The sequence below is a fragment of the Pseudoclavibacter sp. VKM Ac-2888 genome (assembly GCF_015351285.1).
In the GTDB taxonomy this organism is placed as follows: Bacteria; Actinomycetota; Actinomycetes; order Actinomycetales; family Microbacteriaceae; genus Pseudoclavibacter.
The window spans coordinates 1,203,234-1,220,036 of the sequence record NZ_JADKSM010000001.1 but is presented as its reverse complement, the minus strand read 5'-3'; the positions used below and the strand labels follow the sequence as shown (position 1 = coordinate 1,220,036).

At 68.6% G+C, this 16,803-nt stretch carries 16 protein-coding genes; 7 read left to right on the top strand and 9 right to left on the bottom strand.

The features are described 5' to 3' along the window. The first annotated feature begins 126 nt into the window (after window positions 1–126). Complete coding sequence (locus ITJ61_RS05900; protein ID WP_104241601.1) at window positions 127–1,461, top strand: citrate synthase; 1,335 nt, start codon at window positions 127–129, stop codon at window positions 1,459–1,461. A gap of 191 nt (window positions 1,462–1,652) precedes the next feature. Here the strand turns inward: ITJ61_RS05900 and dapD are convergent, their stop codons facing one another. Beyond that, window positions 1,653–2,636 (bottom strand): 2,3,4,5-tetrahydropyridine-2,6-dicarboxylate N-succinyltransferase, encoded by a 984-nt coding sequence (dapD, locus tag ITJ61_RS05895; RefSeq protein WP_104241600.1) that lies wholly within the window; start codon window positions 2,634–2,636, stop codon window positions 1,653–1,655. Between the two features lie 75 nt (window positions 2,637–2,711). Between dapD and dapE the strand changes: the two genes are divergently transcribed. Next, complete coding sequence (dapE, locus tag ITJ61_RS05890; protein ID WP_104241599.1) at window positions 2,712–3,842, top strand: succinyl-diaminopimelate desuccinylase; 1,131 nt, start codon at window positions 2,712–2,714, stop codon at window positions 3,840–3,842. Then, entirely contained in the window at window positions 3,824–5,086 is a 1,263-nt protein-coding gene (locus tag ITJ61_RS05885) for a hypothetical protein (protein WP_194685762.1), read from the top strand. The genes dapE and ITJ61_RS05885 overlap by 19 nt, the downstream gene beginning before the upstream one ends. Window positions 5,087–5,169: 83 nt before the next feature. Here the strand turns inward: ITJ61_RS05885 and ITJ61_RS05880 are convergent, their stop codons facing one another. Further along, window positions 5,170–5,766, bottom strand: a complete 597-nt coding sequence (locus ITJ61_RS05880; RefSeq protein WP_104298556.1) for a superoxide dismutase — start codon at window positions 5,764–5,766, stop codon at window positions 5,170–5,172. A gap of 217 nt (window positions 5,767–5,983) precedes the next feature. On the opposite strand from ITJ61_RS05880, the gene ITJ61_RS05875 reads away from it, so the two are divergent. Beyond that, entirely contained in the window at window positions 5,984–6,154 is a 171-nt protein-coding gene (locus ITJ61_RS05875; protein WP_082775374.1) for a DUF3117 domain-containing protein, read from the top strand. Window positions 6,155–6,255: 101 nt separating this feature from the next. Here the strand turns inward: ITJ61_RS05875 and ITJ61_RS05870 are convergent, their stop codons facing one another. After that, window positions 6,256–6,885 carry an O-methyltransferase gene (locus ITJ61_RS05870; protein ID WP_104298557.1) on the bottom strand — a complete coding sequence of 210 codons (630 nt, stop codon included), beginning with the start codon at window positions 6,883–6,885 and terminating at the stop codon, window positions 6,256–6,258. A gap of 135 nt (window positions 6,886–7,020) precedes the next feature. Between ITJ61_RS05870 and ITJ61_RS05865 the strand changes: the two genes are divergently transcribed. After that, a complete protein-coding gene (locus ITJ61_RS05865) occupies window positions 7,021–7,446 on the top strand; it encodes a Sec-independent protein translocase TatB (RefSeq protein WP_416366848.1) in 426 nt (141 codons plus the stop codon). A gap of 65 nt (window positions 7,447–7,511) precedes the next feature. Here the strand turns inward: ITJ61_RS05865 and ITJ61_RS05860 are convergent, their stop codons facing one another. From ITJ61_RS05860 to ITJ61_RS05850, 3 genes are read right to left on the bottom strand one after another with little or no spacing between them, the layout of a single operon-like run. Next, window positions 7,512–8,636, bottom strand: coding sequence for an Mrp/NBP35 family ATP-binding protein (locus ITJ61_RS05860; RefSeq protein WP_194686694.1), 1,125 nt, complete (start codon window positions 8,634–8,636; stop codon window positions 7,512–7,514). A gap of 5 nt (window positions 8,637–8,641) precedes the next feature. Next, window positions 8,642–9,319, bottom strand: a complete 678-nt coding sequence (locus ITJ61_RS05855) for a DUF1003 domain-containing protein (RefSeq protein WP_194685760.1) — start codon at window positions 9,317–9,319, stop codon at window positions 8,642–8,644. Then, window positions 9,306–10,646, bottom strand: a complete 1,341-nt coding sequence (locus ITJ61_RS05850; protein WP_104242117.1) for a magnesium transporter MgtE N-terminal domain-containing protein — start codon at window positions 10,644–10,646, stop codon at window positions 9,306–9,308. Before ITJ61_RS05850 ends, ITJ61_RS05855 begins: the two co-directional genes overlap by 14 nt. Window positions 10,647–10,742: 96 nt before the next feature. On the opposite strand from ITJ61_RS05850, the gene ITJ61_RS05845 reads away from it, so the two are divergent. Continuing rightward, complete coding sequence (locus ITJ61_RS05845) at window positions 10,743–11,516, top strand: general stress protein (protein WP_194685759.1); 774 nt, start codon at window positions 10,743–10,745, stop codon at window positions 11,514–11,516. 21 nt (window positions 11,517–11,537) lie between these two features. On the opposite strand, the gene ITJ61_RS05840 is transcribed toward ITJ61_RS05845, so the two are convergent. Together ITJ61_RS05840 and ITJ61_RS05835 are read right to left on the bottom strand one after the other, a co-directional pair. Next, window positions 11,538–13,118 carry an aminopeptidase P family protein gene (locus tag ITJ61_RS05840; protein WP_416366847.1) on the bottom strand — a complete coding sequence of 527 codons (1,581 nt, stop codon included), beginning with the start codon at window positions 13,116–13,118 and terminating at the stop codon, window positions 11,538–11,540. A gap of 67 nt (window positions 13,119–13,185) precedes the next feature. Next, window positions 13,186–14,241: an endonuclease/exonuclease/phosphatase family protein gene (locus tag ITJ61_RS05835; protein WP_194685758.1), complete on the bottom strand. Its 1,056-nt coding sequence runs from the start codon at window positions 14,239–14,241 to the stop codon at window positions 13,186–13,188. A gap of 86 nt (window positions 14,242–14,327) precedes the next feature. On the opposite strand from ITJ61_RS05835, the gene ITJ61_RS05830 reads away from it, so the two are divergent. Beyond that, window positions 14,328–15,203: a PHP domain-containing protein gene (locus tag ITJ61_RS05830; RefSeq protein WP_194685757.1), complete on the top strand. Its 876-nt coding sequence runs from the start codon at window positions 14,328–14,330 to the stop codon at window positions 15,201–15,203. A gap of 100 nt (window positions 15,204–15,303) precedes the next feature. Here the strand turns inward: ITJ61_RS05830 and ITJ61_RS05825 are convergent, their stop codons facing one another. After that, complete coding sequence (locus ITJ61_RS05825; RefSeq protein WP_194685756.1) at window positions 15,304–16,803, bottom strand: DEAD/DEAH box helicase; 1,500 nt, start codon at window positions 16,801–16,803, stop codon at window positions 15,304–15,306.

The following is a 16,803-nucleotide window of genomic DNA, read 5'->3' as shown; positions in this document are numbered from 1 at the left end:
CGAACAGCACATCGCGAGTTTCATTGTGGATTCGCATAGTCACCTGGTCGACCGATTAGGCTATGAGAACACTGCGCGTTCTGCGTGCTCGCCGGGGAGCATCCCCCACCCGCTCGAGGAGGATCTGTGACTGAACAGCACAAGCAGGCTGAGGCCCACCGGAATGAGGCGGACTCAGCCACCTTCAGGATCGGCGACAGGACAGCTGAGTTCCCCGTTCTGCGCGCTACCGAAGGCGCTGACGCGGTCGACATCTCGACGTTCATGAAGCAGACCGGGTACACCACGCTCGACCAGGGCTTCGTCAACACCTCGTCGACCAAGTCGGCGATCACGTACATCGATGGTGCCAACGGCATCCTCCGCTACCGCGGGTATCCGATCGAGGAGCTCGCCTCCAAGTCGAGCTTCCTCGAGGTCGCGTACCTGCTGCTCTACGGCCAGCTGCCGACCGAGTCGGAGTACGAGAACTTCACCGACCGCATCCGCCACCACACGCTCCTCCACGAGGACCTCAAGCGCTTCTTCACGGCACTGCCGCCGCACGCGCACCCGATGTCCGTGCTGTCGAGCGCCGTCAACGCGCTTTCGACGTACTACGAGGATTCCCTCGACGTCCACAACCCCGAGATGGTCGAGCAGTCGACCATCCGCCTCCTCGCGAAGATCCCGGTCATCGCCGCCTACGCGCACAAGAAGAGCATCGGCCAGGCGTTCCTGTACCCGGACAACTCGCTCGACTTCGTCGACAACTTCCTCAAGCTCAACTTCGGCAACCTCGCGGAGCCCTACGAGGTCAACCCCGTGCTCTCGAAGGCACTCGAGCGCCTCCTCATCCTGCACGCCGACCACGAGCAGAACGCGTCGACCTCGACCGTGCGTCTCGTCGGCTCGACCGAGGCGAACATGTACTCCTCGATCTCCGCTGGCATCAGCGCCCTCAATGGCCCGCTGCACGGTGGCGCCAACGAGGCCGTCCTCAAGATGCTCGCGCAGATCCAGGAATCCGGCGAGGGCGTCGACCGCTTCGTCGAGCGAGTCAAGAACAAGGAAGACGGCGTGCGCCTCATGGGCTTCGGCCACCGGGTGTACAAGAGCTACGACCCCCGTGCGAAGCTCGTCAAGGAGTCCGCGGACGAGGTGCTCGCCGCGCTCGGCGTCAACGACCCGCTTCTGGAGCTCGCGACGCAGCTCGAGCAGGTCGCCTTGAACGACGACTACTTCAAAGAGCGAAGCCTGTATCCGAACGTCGACTTCTACACGGGCCTCATCTACAAGGCGATGGGCTTCCCGACGCGAATGTTCACGGTGCTGTTCGCCATTGGGCGCCTCCCCGGCTGGCTCGCGCACTGGCGTGAGGCGAACGCGGATGCCAAGACCAAGATCGGGCGCCCGCAGCAGCTCTACACGGGTGAGGCCGAGCGCCACTACCCGGAGAACCGCGGCTTCCAGCTGCTCTGACGTCAGACCCGCGCCGGTGACGCGTGCCGCCGCAGCCTGGAATCCCCTGTGAGGGGTTCCGCTGCGACGGCACGGGTTCTACGCTGATCGAACAAGACACTCCCCGCTCGAGCCGCACGACAGGTGGCCAGCGGGGAGTGTTGTTCTGTCTCCGGGCTGCTGACCACAGGGTCAGTCCGAAGGCATTCGGGTCAGGCGTGCAGGGCGTCGTTGAGCTGGATGCCAGCCCCGGTCCGCGCCAGGGCCTCGACCGCGCCATTGACCGAGTTCCGTCGGAACAGCAGGTTCGGCACACCGGAGAGCGCCGACGCCTTGACCGACTGCGGCTCGCCGATCTGGCCATCGGGGTCGCTCTGGCCGATGAGCGAGACCTTGGTTCCGGCGGTCACGTAGAGGCCGGCCTCGACGATCGAGTCGTCGCCCAGCGAGATGCCGATCCCGGAGTTCGCGCCGAGCAGGGCGCGCTCGCCGATGCGGATGCGCTCCTTGCCGCCGCCGGAGAGCGTGCCCATGATGGACGCTCCGCCGCCGATGTCGCTGCCTGCTCCGAGGACCACGCCCTGCGAGACGCGCCCTTCCACCATCGAGCGGCCGAGGGTGCCAGCGTTGAAGTTCACGAAGCCCTCGTGCATGACAACCGTGCCTGGTGCCAGGTGCGCGCCGAGACGGACCCGTCCGCCGTCGGCGATGCGCACGTCCGCCGGCATCACGTAGTCGAGGAGGCGTGGGAACTTGTCGATCGCGTAGACCTGGATGCCCTCGCGCTGGAGGATCGCGCGCGACGAGGCGGCGAGGTCGGGTCGCATGGGGCCGACGTTGGTCCAGGCGTTGGTCGGCAGGTGGCCGAAGATGCCATCGAGGTTGATGCTGTTCGGCTCGACGATGAGGTGGCTCAGGAGGTGCAGGCGGAGGTAGGCGTCGACGACGCTCTCGACGGGCTCATCGAGCCGCACCGTTACGGTGACCGGGCTGACCTGCACCTGGCGACGCTCGTCGTCGTAGGAGAGCGCCGCGAAGCTGGCGGGAGAGATGTGCGGGTCGCGGCCCTCTGGCAGCGGGCCGAGCGCGGGGGTCGGGAACCAGGCATCGAGCACCTGTCCGTCGTTCGTGATCGTGGCGAGGCCGTCGCCCCAAGCTGTCCGCTGGTCGTGGGAGGTGGGTGCATCGTTGGTCATGCGCTCCAGGCTACCCAGGGAAGGGCCCGCGCGGGCACCGCGCTGTGCTCTTGCCGAGCACTTAGGCTTGAACCCATGTCTTCCTTCGCGAGTGGCGACGCCCTCGACCTGACGCGACCCTCCACCGAGCTCACGCGCCTGCTGTGTGACATTCCCTCTGTCTCCGGAGACGAGGCGACGATCGCCGACGCCATCGAGGCCGCGCTGGCGCCGTTCGCGCATCTCGAGGTGCAGCGGCTCGGCAACACCATCGTGGCGCGCACCTCGCTCGGGCGCGCTCAGCGGGTCGCGATCGCGGGGCACATCGACACCGTGCCGATCAACGAGAACCTCCCGACGCGACTCGAGGTCCTCTCTCCCGAGCAGGCCGCGGCAGATGTGCCGGATACGCCGTCTGGGGAGTACCTCTGGGGGCGCGGCACGGTCGACATGAAGGCCGGCGTTGCCGTGCAGCTGAGGCTCGCAGCTGAGCTCGTGGAGCCCGCCGTCGACGTGACCTGGATCTGGTACGACAACGAGGAGGTCGCGTCCGAGCTGAACGGGCTGGGGCTGCTCGCGGATGCCCGGCCGGAGCTCCTGGCCGCCGACTTCGCGATCCTGGGCGAACCCACGAAGGGCGAGGTCGAGGGCGGCTGCAACGGCACCATCCGCGTCGACATCCGGACCAGGGGGAAGCGCGCCCACTCGGCACGCGCGTGGGTGGGGGAGAACGCCATCCACAAGGCGGCGCCCATCCTCGAGCGGCTCGCGGCGTTCGAGCCTGCTACGGTGCCCGTCGAGGGCCTCGAGTACCGGGAAGGGCTCAATGCCGTCCGCATCTCTGGCGGGGTCGCCGGCAACGTGATCCCCGACGAGTGCGTCGTGCACGTCAACTACCGCTTCGCCCCGGACAAGACGCTCGATGAAGCCGAGGAGAAGCTGAGAGCGTGGTTCGGTGACTTCGAGCTCGACTTCGTCGACCGCTCTCCCGCAGCCAGGCCGGGACTCGACGCCCCTCTGGCCCGCGGATTCCTCGAAGCGGTCGGCGCAGAGGCGAAGCCCAAGTACGGGTGGACGGACGTGGCCAGGTTCTCGGCGCTCGGCATCCCCGCGGTGAACTACGGCCCTGGCGACCCGCTCAAGGCGCACGCCGACGACGAACGTGTGCTCCTCTCCGAGATCACGCGAGTCGAGGAGGGGCTGCGGACATGGCTGACCTCACGCTAGCGAGGACGGGCCGCGAGGAGTTCACGATCGCCGCGGACACCAGGCCGACGTACTTCTCGTACTACTGGAGCCGCCTCCCGGCCCTGGCGCAGGTCGCCATCATCTTCTTCGGAACGCGGGTCGTGACGACCGTCTTCCTGCTGGCCTTCGCATCCCAGCAGCAGGAGACCTGGCAGTCGCCGGCGAAACCCGACCTGTGGACCTTCTCCAACCTGTGGGACTCGGCCTGGTTCGAGCGCATCGGAACCGGTGGGCCGTTCGGCTATTCGAGCGAGCTGCCCCGAAACGACGAGGGGCAGGTCACTGAGAACGCGTGGGCCTTCATGCCGCTCTACCCGGTCCTGGTCCGTGGGCTCATGGTGGCGACGACGCTGCCGTGGGAAGTGGCGTCCGTGCTCGTCGCGACGGCGTTCGGGTTCGCGGCGGCCTGGGTCTTCAACCGGACCCTCGCGCTTGTGGTCGACAAGAGCACCACCGCGTTCGCGACGCTGCTCTTCTGCATCGCTCCGACGAGCCCCCTGCTCCAGCTCGGCTATGCGGAGAGCGCGCAGAGCTTCTTCGTCGCGCTGCTGCTGTACCTGCTCATCAAGCGCCAGTGGCTGGTCATGCTTCCCGTCATCGTGCTCGCCTCGTTCACACGCCCGACTGGGCTCGCGTGGGCCATGACGCTGGGGCTCTACTTCCTCGCACGCTGGTGGATGCACGCCAAGGGTCGCGAGGCGTTCCCACGCCCTGAGGTCATCAAGGTCATTGCCGCCGGGCTGCTCTCCGCGGTCGCGGGCTTCGGCTGGCTGCTCATCGCCTGGGCCGTGACCGGAGTCCCATCCGCGTACATCGACACGGAGCTCGCCTGGCGCATCCACTACACGGGGCCCATCGAGCTGGAGCCGTTCACGGGGTGGTTCCACGGCTCGACGTTCTGGTTCGGCCAGCCGATCGGGGCGATCATCGTGGTGCTCTTCGTCATCGTCGTGGTCGGCGCCATCGCGCTGCCGATCATGCGCAGGCTCGGCATCGAGATCCGCATCTGGCTCTTCAGCTACTTCACGTACCTCTTCGCCGTGTTCTTCCCGCAGTCGAGCACGTTCCGGCTGCTCATGCCGATGTTCCCGATCCTCGGCGCCGTCGCGATCCCCAAGTCGCCGCTCTACCGGGTGAGCGTCGTCGTGCTCATGCTCGTCGGGCAGCTCCTGTGGCTCTACGTCTGCTGGTACACCGTGGAGGGCGACTGGACCCCCGCGTAGCCGGTCCGGCCCCCACACGCAGCGATCGCCGCATCCGTCATCGGATGCGGCGATCGCCGTCTGTGCTGAGCGCTGGGGTCGCGTCAGCCGCGTGCCGCGTCGAGGCGCTGGCCCACGTTCTCCCAGTTCACGATGTTCCAGAAGGCCTTGATGTAGTCGGCCCGAACGTTCTGGTAGTCGAGGTAGTAGGCGTGCTCCCACACATCGAGCTGCAGCAGCGGGGTGACCCCGAACGGGATGTTGCCCTGCTGGTCGAAGAGCTGGAACGTGGTGAGGTTGCCACCCGTCTGGTCGTAGCCGAGCACGGCCCAGCCGGAGCCCTGCACGCCGAGCGCCACGGCGGTGAACTGCGCCTGGAACTTCTCGAGACCGCCGAACTGCTCGTCGATCGCATCCTTGATGCCACCAGCGGGCTCCCCGCCTTCCGGCGAGAGGTTGGTCCAGAAGACGCTGTGGTTGACGTGTCCGCCCAGGTTGAAGGCGAGATCCTTCTCGAGCTTGTTGATGTTCGCGAGGTTGCCGCTGTCGCGCGCCTCGGCGATCTGCTCGAGTGCCGTGTTGGCGCCCTTCACGTAGGTCGCGTGGTGCTTGTCGTGATGCAGCTCCATGATGCGTGCCGAGATGTGGGGCTCGAGTGCCGCGTAGTCGTAGGGGAGGTCGGGAAGCGTGTATTCAGCCACGTGAGGTCCTTTCGATCATCTGGCCAGGACAGAAGGCGCCATCGACGCCAACGAAATTCGACGCTACACCTCGGTTCTGGCCGTTCCCCTCGCCGTTTCCTCGCAAGTCGGACCGAATTTGATCCACGACTTTGCGCATTCCGGAGGGCCGAATGCACACTCGGTCCGCGAATTTGGGATACTAGGGAGACACTGCACAAATCTTGGAGGCGCAATTATGGCCGCGATGAAACCGCGTACTGGTGACGGACCTATGGAAGCCATCCGCGAAACACGGCTGATCATCGTTCGTGTACCCCTAGAGGGTGGCGGGCGCCTCGTGGTGTCCGTCAACGACGACGAGGCCCGCGAGCTTCGCGACGCGCTGAGCGCAGTCGTCGGCGAATAGCCGATTCGCACGGAGAGAAGGGCGTCGACCACCATGGTCGGCGCCCTTCTTCTTCGTTCCTCGTGTCTGAATCCAGCGCCTTGGCGTGCAGCGTGCCGCGCTCAGCGCAGCTTCGTGAGCTGGAGGATGCCACCGTCGAGCGGCAGCAGAGCCAGGCGCAGATCCTCCTGGAGATCGAACTCGGAGTAGAGGGCGCGCAGGCCACTCGTCAGCGCGTCGCGTCGGGCCGGTGAAGCGACCTTCCCGCCGTTGAGCGCACCGAGGGCGACGATCGTGCCGCCGGGGCGGATGAGGCGCAGCCCATGCTGCAGATGCGCGCCGATGTGCGCGATGTCGCCTCCGATGACGACCAGGTCGTAGCCGCCCTCGGTCATCCGAGGCAGCACGTCCTGTGGGTGACCCGTGATGAAGCGGAGGCTCGCGCCACGCGCCCCCGCCGAGATCAGCAGACGCCGCGCGTGCCCGAGGTACTCGGGCTCGGCGTCGATGCAGGTGATCGTCGAGCTCGGCGCCCCGCGCCAGACCGCGTGCGTGAGCACCCCCGCGCCGGTCCCGATCTCGATGATCGTGGCGGCTCCCGTCGCGGCCGCGAGGAACGTCAGGTGAGCCGCGGTTGCGGCAGAGGGGAGCGGCAGTCCCAGCTCGAGCGTCAGCTGACGAGCATCCCGGACGAGGGCATCGTCCACGATTCGCTCGTTGATGTAGCGCGAGCTGAGCTCCAGTTCAGACATTCTTCAAGACTAGCGGCGGGCGAGGTCCCGGAGTCCGATTCCCGCATCCGGGTTCTGGGCTCCCGGGGTGAGGTGTCGGCGCATCGCAGACCCTATGATGGGACGGTGTTTGGGCTGACGTTTGAGAAGTTGCTGTTGATCGGCATTATCGCGGCCTTCATCATCGGTCCCGACAAGCTCCCGAAAGCTGCCGAGCGTCTCGCTGATGCGGTCAAGTGGCTTCGTGGCGCGTCCACGAACGCGAAGTCGCGCATGAAAGAGGAGATGGGCGACGATTTCGCCGATGTCGACTGGCGCAAGCTCGATCCTCGCCAGTACGACCCTCGCCGCATCATCCGCGACGCGCTTCTCGCCGAGGATGAGCCCGCAGCGCCCCAGCCTGCCCCCGTGAATGGCGCTTCTGCGTCTGCCGCTGCGAGCGCCGCGACTCTCGCAGCCGGAGCAGCCGCAGCCGCGGCCGCCGCCGCGCCCGGGAGCGCCTCGCGACCGAGCTGGGCTTCGAGCGCACAGCCGTCCGCATCGATCGTCGGTCCCGTGCCGTTCGACGCCGAAGCCACCTGATCTGAGTCCCATCCGAGACGCCGAGGCACCGGCCACTCGACCATGAGACGGACGAGCTCTGGAGCCTAGACGAGCGAGACCGGAAGCCTTCGACCGCTGAGTCCGCGAGGCTGAGCGAGCAGGGCGTCCGCCGCGCGCTGGAGCGCCTCGCCTGCAGGTTCCGTCGGCTCGGCCCGCAGCAGGGGAGTGCCGGCGTCGCCAGACTCGCGGAGCGTCTGGCTCACCGGCACCTCGGCGAGCAAGGCGACCGCGTCGCCCTCCGCGCTGAGGCGCTCTGCGACGGCCAGCCCTCCGCCTTCGCCGAAGAGCGCGACCCGGCCCCCGTCCGGCGAGGCGAACGGCGACATCGTCTCGATGACGCCGACGACCCGCTGCCCGGTCTTCCTGGCCAGCGCCCCGGAGCGCCAGGCGACGTCGGCGGCAGCCGCCTGCGGAGTCGTGACGACGACGACCTCGGCGCTCGGGAGAAGCTGGCCGAGCGAGATCGCGATGTCGCCGGTGCCAGGGGGCAGGTCGAGCAGCAGCACGTCGAGGTCCCCGAAGTAGACGTCGGTGAGGAACTGCTCGATCGTGCGATGCAGCATCGGGCCGCGCCACGCGACGACCTGAGCATCGTCGCCGAGGAACATGCCGATCGAGATGAGCTTCACGCCGTGCGACTCAGGGGGCACGATCATGTCCCCGATGCGCGTCGGTGCCACGTCGTGCCCCAGTCCGAAGAGGCCGGGGATGGAGTAGCCGTGGACGTCGGCGTCGATGAGGCCGACGCTGAGGCCGCGCCGTGCGAAGGCAGCGGCGAGGTTCGCGGTGACCGTGGACTTGCCGACGCCCCCCTTGCCGCTCGTGACGGCGATGACGCGCGTCAGCGAGTCGCGACCGAAGGGATGCACGCGGTCAGCGCGGGAGCCACGCAGCCGTTCCGTGAGGGCCGTCCGCTGCTCGCGCGTCATGACGCCGATCTCGAGATCGTATCCGGTGTCGTCGACGACCGACTCGATCGCGGAGCGCACCTCCCGCTCGATCTGACGCGCCGCCGGGCACCCGACGATCGTGAGCCGCAGCTCGACCTCGAAGGACCCGTCTGGGCGCTCGTCGACGCGCTCGATCATCCCGAGCTCGGTGACCGGTCGGCGTAGCTCGGGGTCGTTGACGGCAGCGAGCGCGCGCCAGATGCCGTCGGCCGTCGTCACGTCGCTCACACCGACTCTTCTGCCGTCTTGGCTGCGCGCTTCCTGTCTCGGATCGCCTCTGCGCGGCGCCTCGCCGAGTCGCTCACCCGCTGCTGCTCGCGCGAGATGGTCTCGGAGCCCTCTTCGTCTGGGTCGTCGAGGTCCTCGATGTCCTCCAGCAGGGCACGCAGCTCGGCACGGATGAAGTCCTTCGACGCCAGGTCCTTCGTGAGCACTCGGAGGGCCACGATCTCGCGCGCCAGGTACTCGAGGTCGGCGGAGTTGCGCTCCGCTCGCTGCCGGTCCTGGGCGATCTGCACCCGGTCGCGGTCGTCCTGCCGGTTCTGCGCGAGCAGCAGCATGGGGGCAGCGTACGAGGCCTGCAGCGAGAGCATGAGGGTCAAGGCGATGAAGCCGAGGTCAGCGGAGTCGAAGCGCAGCTCGATGGGAGCCATCGAGTTCCACACCACCCAGAACACGACGAAGAGCGAGAGGCCAACGAGGAAGGCCGGCGTGCCCATGGCACGCGCGAACGCCTCCATCCCCCGGCCGAATGCGTCGCTCCGGTCGTGGTCGCGGTTCTCCGAGTCATCCCCGCGCGAATCGCGCGGGTCGCGGGAGTCTCGCCGCGGCTTCGGCCGAGGGCGTCGGAGATGCAGGCCCTTCACCTTGGGGCGCTCGAGATCGTCTTCACGACGTGCCATGAGTCCTCCGGGCGGCTGGAGAGTTGGCTGGGGCGGTGACGACACGCTTGGTGCCGACGCGCTGGGAGACGCGACTGGGGACGACCTCGCCCTCGGCGTCGACCTGACGCCAGTCCTCCGGCAGGAGGTGGTCGAGGACGTCGTCGATGGTCACGACGCCGACGAGGCGGTGCGCGTCGTCGATGACGGGAAGTGCGACGAGGTCGTAGCTCGCGAGGACACGCGCCACCTCGGCGTCACGCATCGTCGTGGGCGCAGGTTCCATCTCGCGGTCCAGGATCGTATCGAGTCGTTCGTGCGGGGGATATCTGAGGAGCCGCTGGAAGTGGACGAGGCCCAGGTAGCGCCCCGTTGGCGGCTCGTAGGGGGAGAGGGTCACGAAGACGCTCGTGGCGAGCGCCGCGGGGAGGTCCTTGCGGCGGATGAGCACCAGCGCCTCGGCGACCGTCGCGTCGCCGGGCAGGATCACCGGGTCCGTCGTCATCAGGCCGCCGGCGGTGTCGGGGGCGAACTCGAGGAGCATGCGAACCTCTTCGGCCTCCTCCGGGTCCATGCGCTGCAGGAGCGCCTCGCTCTTGACCGCGTCGAGCTTCGCGACGAGGTCGGCGGCGTCGTCTGGCTGCATGCGGTCGAGCACGTCGGCCGCGTGCTCCTCGTCGAGCCACTCGATGATCGTGACCTGGTCGGACTCGCGCATCTCCTCGAGCACGTCCGCCAGCCGCTCGTCCGGCAGCATGCTGACGACCTCCTTGAGGCGTGCATCCGGCAGGTCGAGGAGCGCGGTGGCGAAGTCGCTCGGCTTCATGTCCGAGTGCGCGGTCAGGAACTGCGTCGCCGCCTGCTGCTCGCCGATCGTGAGCTCAGGAGTGACCTCTCCCCATGGCGCGAAACGGGTCGGCCCCGTCCCGAACAGCTGCTTGCTCTTGCGGGGCAGGCGCACGAAGAGCTGGCCGACGCTCCAGTTCCCCTGCGCGTCCTCCTCGATCTGCACGTCCTCGATGGTCCCGGATGCCGTGCCGTCGTTGAACGTGACGGCGCGGTCGGCGAGGTCCGCGAGGACACGCACCTCCTGCCCGTGCTGCACGAAGGGCCGCGAGTCGATCTCGCCGCTCACGACGATCTGACCTGACCCGATCGACTCCACCTGGCGGATGGGGATGAAGATCAGGCGCTTGCTCTTCGTCTCGACGACGAGCCCGTTGACGCGCGGAGAATGTGCCGCGCGGTACTCGACGATGACATCGCGGACCTTGCCGATCCGGTCGCCGTCTTCGTCGAAGACGGGGCACGCGGAAAGACGCGCTGTAAAGACCTTGGAGACGCTCACGGGCCAATGGTAGTCGCCGCGGGCGGCTCGCCAGCCAACAGCGAACATGTGACCGGTCCGCCGCCATTCCAAGGCACGTGCTGAGAGAATGGCGGCATGACAACCCCAGGCACGACGACACGTGGCGCCCGCAGCCGGTTCCCGAAGGTTCCCGAGGGAGACGTGATCGCCAGCCTCGACAGCTACGAGGCTGCTCGCGCCGTCGTGGACGGCCTCGCGAAGCAGGACTTCCCGGTCTCGACCGTCTCCATCCTGGGCAGCCACCTGCGCACTGTCGAGCGCGTCACGGGCCGAATGTCGTTCGGCAAGGCGGCGCTCGGCGCCGTCGGCACGGGCGTGATGCTCGGCCTCTTCGTCGGGCTCCTCGTGCTCATCATCACGCCGGGGGTCGGCTTCGAGACGCTCATCGCGATCCTCCCGGTCGCGATCGGCTTCTCCGTGATCTGGAGCGTCATCGGCTACGCGCTCAACCCGCAGCGCAGGCAGTTCACGTCGGTCATGCAGGTCGTCGCGACCCACTTCGACGTCGTCGTTCCCCCTGAGCACGCGGCGAAGGCGCGTGGCCTCGTCGGAACGCCGCAGGGGGCCGTCGGCGTCACGCCAGCCCAGCAGGCGCAAGGCGAGCCCGCCGTCGCTGCACGTCCCGCACCGCTCGCCCCTGAGGTGCCTCAGCAGGCTCCCGCCGCCGCGCACACCCCCGGTGCCGAGCCGGCACCGGCCGGTCAGGCGGCGCCGACTCCCGAGGCGCAGGAGCCGGCGGCACCCCGTCGCACCTACTCGGAGGCGCAGGCGGAGATGCGACGCCTCGAGCGCGAGCGGCGAGCCAAGCAGGCCGCGGAGGACCGCTCCGGGCCGAGCGCGCAGTCCTGACCCGGGCGGCCCGGACCTGAGCTAGTCGGAGTTGCGACTCGCGAACCAGGCCTCGACCTCGTCGACGGTGCGCGGGATGCCGCGCGAGAGGTTCTCCGCTCCGTCGGCGGTCACGAGGATGTCGTCCTCGATGCGCACGCCGATGCCCCTGAGCTGCTCTGGCACGGTCAGGTCGTCTGGCTGCAGGTAGAGTCCCGGCTCGATCGTGAAGACCATGCCGGCCTCGAGCACGCCGTCCAGGTAGAGCTCACGCCGCGCCTTCGCGCAGTCGTGCACGTCGATGCCGAGGTGGTGGCTCGTGCCGTGCACCATGTAGCGGCGGTAGAGCTGCTCTGCGGGGTCGCTGCCCTCGACGCCCAGCGGCATCCCCAGTTCCTGCGTGCGCGCCGCGATGACCTCCATCGCGGTGTCGTGGATGGTGCGGAAGGTGATGCCGGGGCGGACGATCGCCAGCGCCGCGTCAGCGGCCTCGAGCACGATCTCGTAGACCAGGCGCTGCTCTTCGGAGAAGCGGCCAGCGACGGGGATCGTGCGGGTGATGTCCGCGGTGAAGAGCGAGTCGACCTCGACACCTGCATCCACCAGGATCAGCTCGCCCGCGTTCACGGCTCCCGAGTTCTTCGTCCAGTGCAGGATGCACGCGTGGCTGCCCGAGGCGGCGATCGTGTCGTAGCCCACGTCGTTGCCCTCGAGGCGGGCTCTCGCCTGGAAGACGCCTTCGACGATGCGCTCACCACGTGGGTGCTGAGCTGCCCTCGCCAGGGAGCCGACGATGTCGTCGAACCCGGCCGCGGTCGCGGCGACGGCCTCGCGCATCTGAGCGACCTCGTAGGAGTCCTTCACGAGCCGCAGCTCGCTGAGGTCCTGGGCGAGGAGCGCGTCCTCTGCGAGCAGGGCGTCGAACTCGGCGTCAGGCAGCGACATGGTGCGCCGAGCCTCGTCGACGCGCCCCGTCAGGTCCGGGTCCGCCTCTCGAAGCACCAGGGTGCGGGCGTCCGTCACGAGGCCGAGCTCAGAGAACTCGCTGAGATCGCGGGCGGCGACGTCGAGGTCGGCTGCGGTCTGCGCGAGCGACGGGCGCGGCCCGATCCAGAACTCGCCGATCTCGGAGTTCGCGTAGAACTCATCGCTGTCGCGGCCGGCACGCTCCCGGAAGTAGACCGTGGCCTCGTGCCCGTCGTCGACCGGATCGAGGACCAGGACGGCCCCGGGCTCCGCGTCGGAACCCCATCCGGTCAGCTGCGAGAAGGCCGAGTGAGCGCGGAAGCGGTAGTCGGTGTCATTGGAGCGCTGCTTGAGGCTTCCGGCGGGCACGACGAGTCGCGCCCCGCGGTGCCGGGCCGAGATCGCCTCGCGGTGGCCGGCAGCAGTCGGGACGGAGACCCGAGCCTCCGGGAGGGGCTCGTCTCGGTCTGCCCAGCCGCGCATGATCTGCGCGCGGAAGGCGTCGCTCTTCGGAGTCGTGCTGCGGTTCTCGTTCTCGTTCGCTGGCGCTTCGCCGGGCTTGACGCCTTCTGCGGTCTCGGCAGCCTCATCGGTCGCTGGAGCGACGGCGGGGGAGGCTGTGGCGGACAGTGTGCTGGCGCGGTCGGAAGTAGTCACCCCCACATTCTCGCGCGGAAAACTGGGTGGCGCGGTCAGCAGGACCGAACCACGAGAGCGGACAGGCTCAGCCCGAGGAGGACGGTGTCAGCTGCGCGAAGACGGGACGGTGGTCGCTGCCCGCCGTGTCACGGGAGAGCAGGACCTCGAAGCCCGTGACGCTCCACTCGCTCGTCGCCATGACGCGGTCGATGTTCGCGCCCAGCAGCGGCGGCACACCTGCCGTCCACGTGCCGACGGACCCATTGCCGGTCGCGAGCGCTGCGTCAGCGCAGGCACTGAGCTGGCTCGAATCGTCGACCCCGAGGCCGGAGAGGTGATCGAGGGTCGAGTTGAAGTCGCCCGCCATGATCGTGTTGCTCGAGCACTGCTGGGCGAGCCACTCGAGGTCGGCGTTCCACGCGTTCATGTTGCCGGGAGTCGGGGAGACCGGATGCGCCGCGATGATCGTCGGCCCGTCGCCATCCACGGGCACCGCGATGACGGTCGGCAGCGTGCTCGTGTCGCCCCGATCGGTCACGACCTCGTAGTCGCCGAGGTCAGGGGAGATGAGCAGCGTCGTGGAGGTCGCCTTGTAGTCCTCGTCGACCGTGTGCGTGTGCACCCACATCGGGGAACCCGCCTCGGACATCTGGGCCGCGATCTCCACGCCGAGCTCCTCCGTCGTCTCGGGCAGCGCCACGACATCGGCGCCGACCTCGACGGCCAGCTCGGCGATCGAAGGGGATCCGGGCGCATCGCCGCGGGTGTTCCAGCTGAGGATGTTGATGCTCTCCGGCGAATCGCTCCCCGCGACGGGGGAGCCGAGACCTCGGTCGACGAGCACCGCCGCCGTCGACGCGACGAAGATCGCGGTGACGAGGGTCGTCATCCCGAGCACCGCACGTGCCTTGCGGGAAGCCAGGACCGGGATGAGGAGCAGCAGCATGATCGCCGTCGCGCCGATCGCCACGGGAAGCCTGAACGAGATCGCCTGGGCCACGAGCGGCGACCGCTGCAGGTCCAGGAGCTGGGGCCAGCCGAGCACGACCGCCGCCGCGAGCGCGATGAGCCCGAGGACGAGCCCCGCCGCCCGGTAACCGGCGATCGAGGATCTTCTGCGTGGTGGTGAGGTACTCGGCATGACCGCCCCAGCGTAGTCCGCGTCGACAGGGGAGGCTGGGAGGCGCATGGCGATTGCCCATCCGAGCCCTGTGCTTTGATCGGAGCATGACCACCTTCGACAAGCCAGGCATCGACCTCCACACCCACTCGGTGGTCTCCGACGGGACCGAGGCGCCAGGGGAGGTCATCCGGCAGGCGGCGAGAGCCGGCCTCGACGCCGTCGCGCTCACCGACCACGACACGACGGCAGGCTGGGCGCAGGCCCGAGCCGCCGCGCTCGACGTGGGCATCACCTTCATCCCGGGCATCGAATTCTCCTCGCAGCTCAACCACGCCAGCGTGCACGTGCTCGGCTACCTCATCGATCCCGCAGACGAGGTCATGCTCGCCGAGATGCAGCAGGTCCGCGAGTCGCGTGTCTCGCGAGCCGAGCGCATGGTGCAGATGATCGGCGGTGACCACGACCTCAGCTGGGACGACGTCCTCGCCGTCACGGAGCCTGGCGCGACGGTGGGTCGGCCGCACATCGCCGACGCGCTGGTCGCGAAGGGCCTCGTCGAGAGCCGAGTCGCCGCCTTCGAGACGATCCTCCACTGGCGCGGCGGCTACTACGTGGCGCACTACGCCCCGAGCCCCTTCGACGCGGTCAAGCTCATTCGCCGAGCGGGCGGCGTCCCCGTCCTCGCGCACCCGGGATCGAGGGGGAGGCGCGGCATGGACACGGAGACCCTCGAGGGCCTGATCGAGGCGGGCCTCGGCGGCCTCGAGGTCGGGCACCGCGAGAACGACGCAGCGAGCAGAGCGATCCTCCTCGAGGTCGCCGCTCGGCACGATCTGATCGTCACCGGCTCCAGCGACTACCACGGGACCGGAAAGCCCAACCGGCTCGGAGAGAACACGACCGAGCTCGGGCAGCTGCGGCGCATCATCGAGCAGGCCACGGGGAGTGAACCCGTGCGCGGCGCGGGGCTGCGGCTGTAGAGGCCGCCACCCGCTGACCGGCTCCGACGACCCTTCGCGCGAAACGCCAGACGGCGCCGAGCGGATGCTCGGCGCCGTCTGGCGTCTCGTGCCTCGAACGCTACTCGCTGGCCTGCGACTCCTGGCGCGGGGCGCCGGACTCGCTGCCGGACCCGCCACGACGGCGGCGACGGCGCCGAGCCGGACGCTCTGCCCCGGCCTCGCCAGCAGGCTGCTCGCCGGCGGCCGTCGACTCCGTGCGCGGTGCGGTCTCGGCCGGAGCCGCAGCTGCGTCGTCGCTGCGGCGACGCGAGCGCGAGCGCGCCGGACGATCGGCGGAGCCTCGTGAGCTGGAGCCACGGTCGCCGCGTTCTCCGCTGCGTTCTCCGCCGCGTTCTCCGGTGTGACGGCTGCCGGGCGACTGCACCTCGCGCTTCGGCGCAGCGATGCGTCCCTTCGTGCCCTCGGGGATGCGCATGTCGGCGTAGAAGTGCGGCGAGGACGAGTACGTCTCGACGGGCTCTTCTGCACCGAGCTCTAGTGCCTTCGAGATGAGCGCCCACTTGTGCAGGTCGTCCCAGTCGATGAAGGTCACGGCGATGCCCGTGTTGCCGGCGCGCCCCGTGCGACCGACTCGGTGGAGGTAGGCCTTCTCGTCTTCCGGGATGGTGTGGTTGATGACGTGCGAGACATCGTCGACATCGATGCCGCGGGCTGCGACGTCGGTCGCGATGAGCACGTCCTTCTTGCCGGCCTTGAACGCGGCCATGGCACGCTCGCGCTGCTCCTGGTTGAGGTCGCCGTGCACGGCTGCCGCCTTGAACCCACGGTCGGTGAGCTCCTCCATGAGCTTCGCAGCTGCGCGCTTGGTGCGCGTGAAGATGACGGTCTTGCCGCGACCCTCGGCCTGCAGGATGCGGGCGATCATCTCGTCCTTGTCGAGCGGGTGAGCGCGGTAGATGACGTGCTCGATGTTCGCCTGCGTGATGCCCTCATCCGGGTCAGTCGCGCGGATGTGGATCGGCTTCGTCATGAAGCGACGGGCCAGCGCGACGATCGGGCCGGGCATCGTCGCCGAGAAGAGCATGGTGTGGCGGGTCGCCGGCGTCTGCGCGAAGAGGCGCTCGATGTCGGAGAGGAAGCCGAGGTCGAGCATCTTGTCGGCCTCGTCGAGCACCATCTCACGCACGTTGGAGAGGTTGAGCATGCGCTGCTGCGCGAGGTCGAGGAGGCGGCCAGGCGTGCCGACGACGATCTGAGCGCCGGCCTTGAGCTGCTCGATCTGGCCCTCGTAGGCCTTGCCGCCGTAGATCGGGACGACGGTGGTGCTGCGCCCGGTGACGGCGATCTGCAGGTCTTCGTAGACCTGGACGGCGAGTTCGCGCGTTGGCACGACGACAAGCGCCTGGACGCCGTGAGCCGGGTCGAGGCCGAGTCGCTGGATGAGCGGGAGGCCGAAGCCGAAGGTCTTGCCAGTGCCCGTCTTGGCCTGGCCGATGATGTCCTGCCCGCTGAGCGCGAGAGGAATCGTCTGCTCCTGAATGGGGAACGGCTCGGTGATGCCGTGTCCCTCGAGCGCCGAGACGATGTCGGCATCGATGGAAAGGTCGGAGAACTTCAC

Excerpts from the sequence above, each read along its gene's own strand:
- dapD (WP_104241600.1), bottom strand. The coding sequence starts at position 2,636 with ATGACCAACGATGCACCCACCTCCCACGACCAGCGGACAGCTTGGGGC.
- dapE (WP_104241599.1), top strand. The coding sequence starts at position 2,712 with ATGTCTTCCTTCGCGAGTGGCGACGCCCTCGACCTGACGCGACCCTCC.
- ITJ61_RS05885 (WP_194685762.1), top strand. The coding sequence starts at position 3,824 with ATGGCTGACCTCACGCTAGCGAGGACGGGCCGCGAGGAGTTCACGATC.
- ITJ61_RS05875 (WP_082775374.1), top strand. The coding sequence starts at position 5,984 with ATGGCCGCGATGAAACCGCGTACTGGTGACGGACCTATGGAAGCCATC.
- ITJ61_RS05870 (WP_104298557.1), bottom strand. The coding sequence starts at position 6,885 with ATGTCTGAACTGGAGCTCAGCTCGCGCTACATCAACGAGCGAATCGTG.
- ITJ61_RS05855 (WP_194685760.1), bottom strand. The coding sequence starts at position 9,319 with ATGGCACGTCGTGAAGACGATCTCGAGCGCCCCAAGGTGAAGGGCCTG.
- ITJ61_RS05845 (WP_194685759.1), top strand. The coding sequence starts at position 10,743 with ATGACAACCCCAGGCACGACGACACGTGGCGCCCGCAGCCGGTTCCCG.
- ITJ61_RS05835 (WP_194685758.1), bottom strand. The coding sequence starts at position 14,241 with ATGCCGAGTACCTCACCACCACGCAGAAGATCCTCGATCGCCGGTTAC.
- ITJ61_RS05830 (WP_194685757.1), top strand. The coding sequence starts at position 14,328 with ATGACCACCTTCGACAAGCCAGGCATCGACCTCCACACCCACTCGGTG.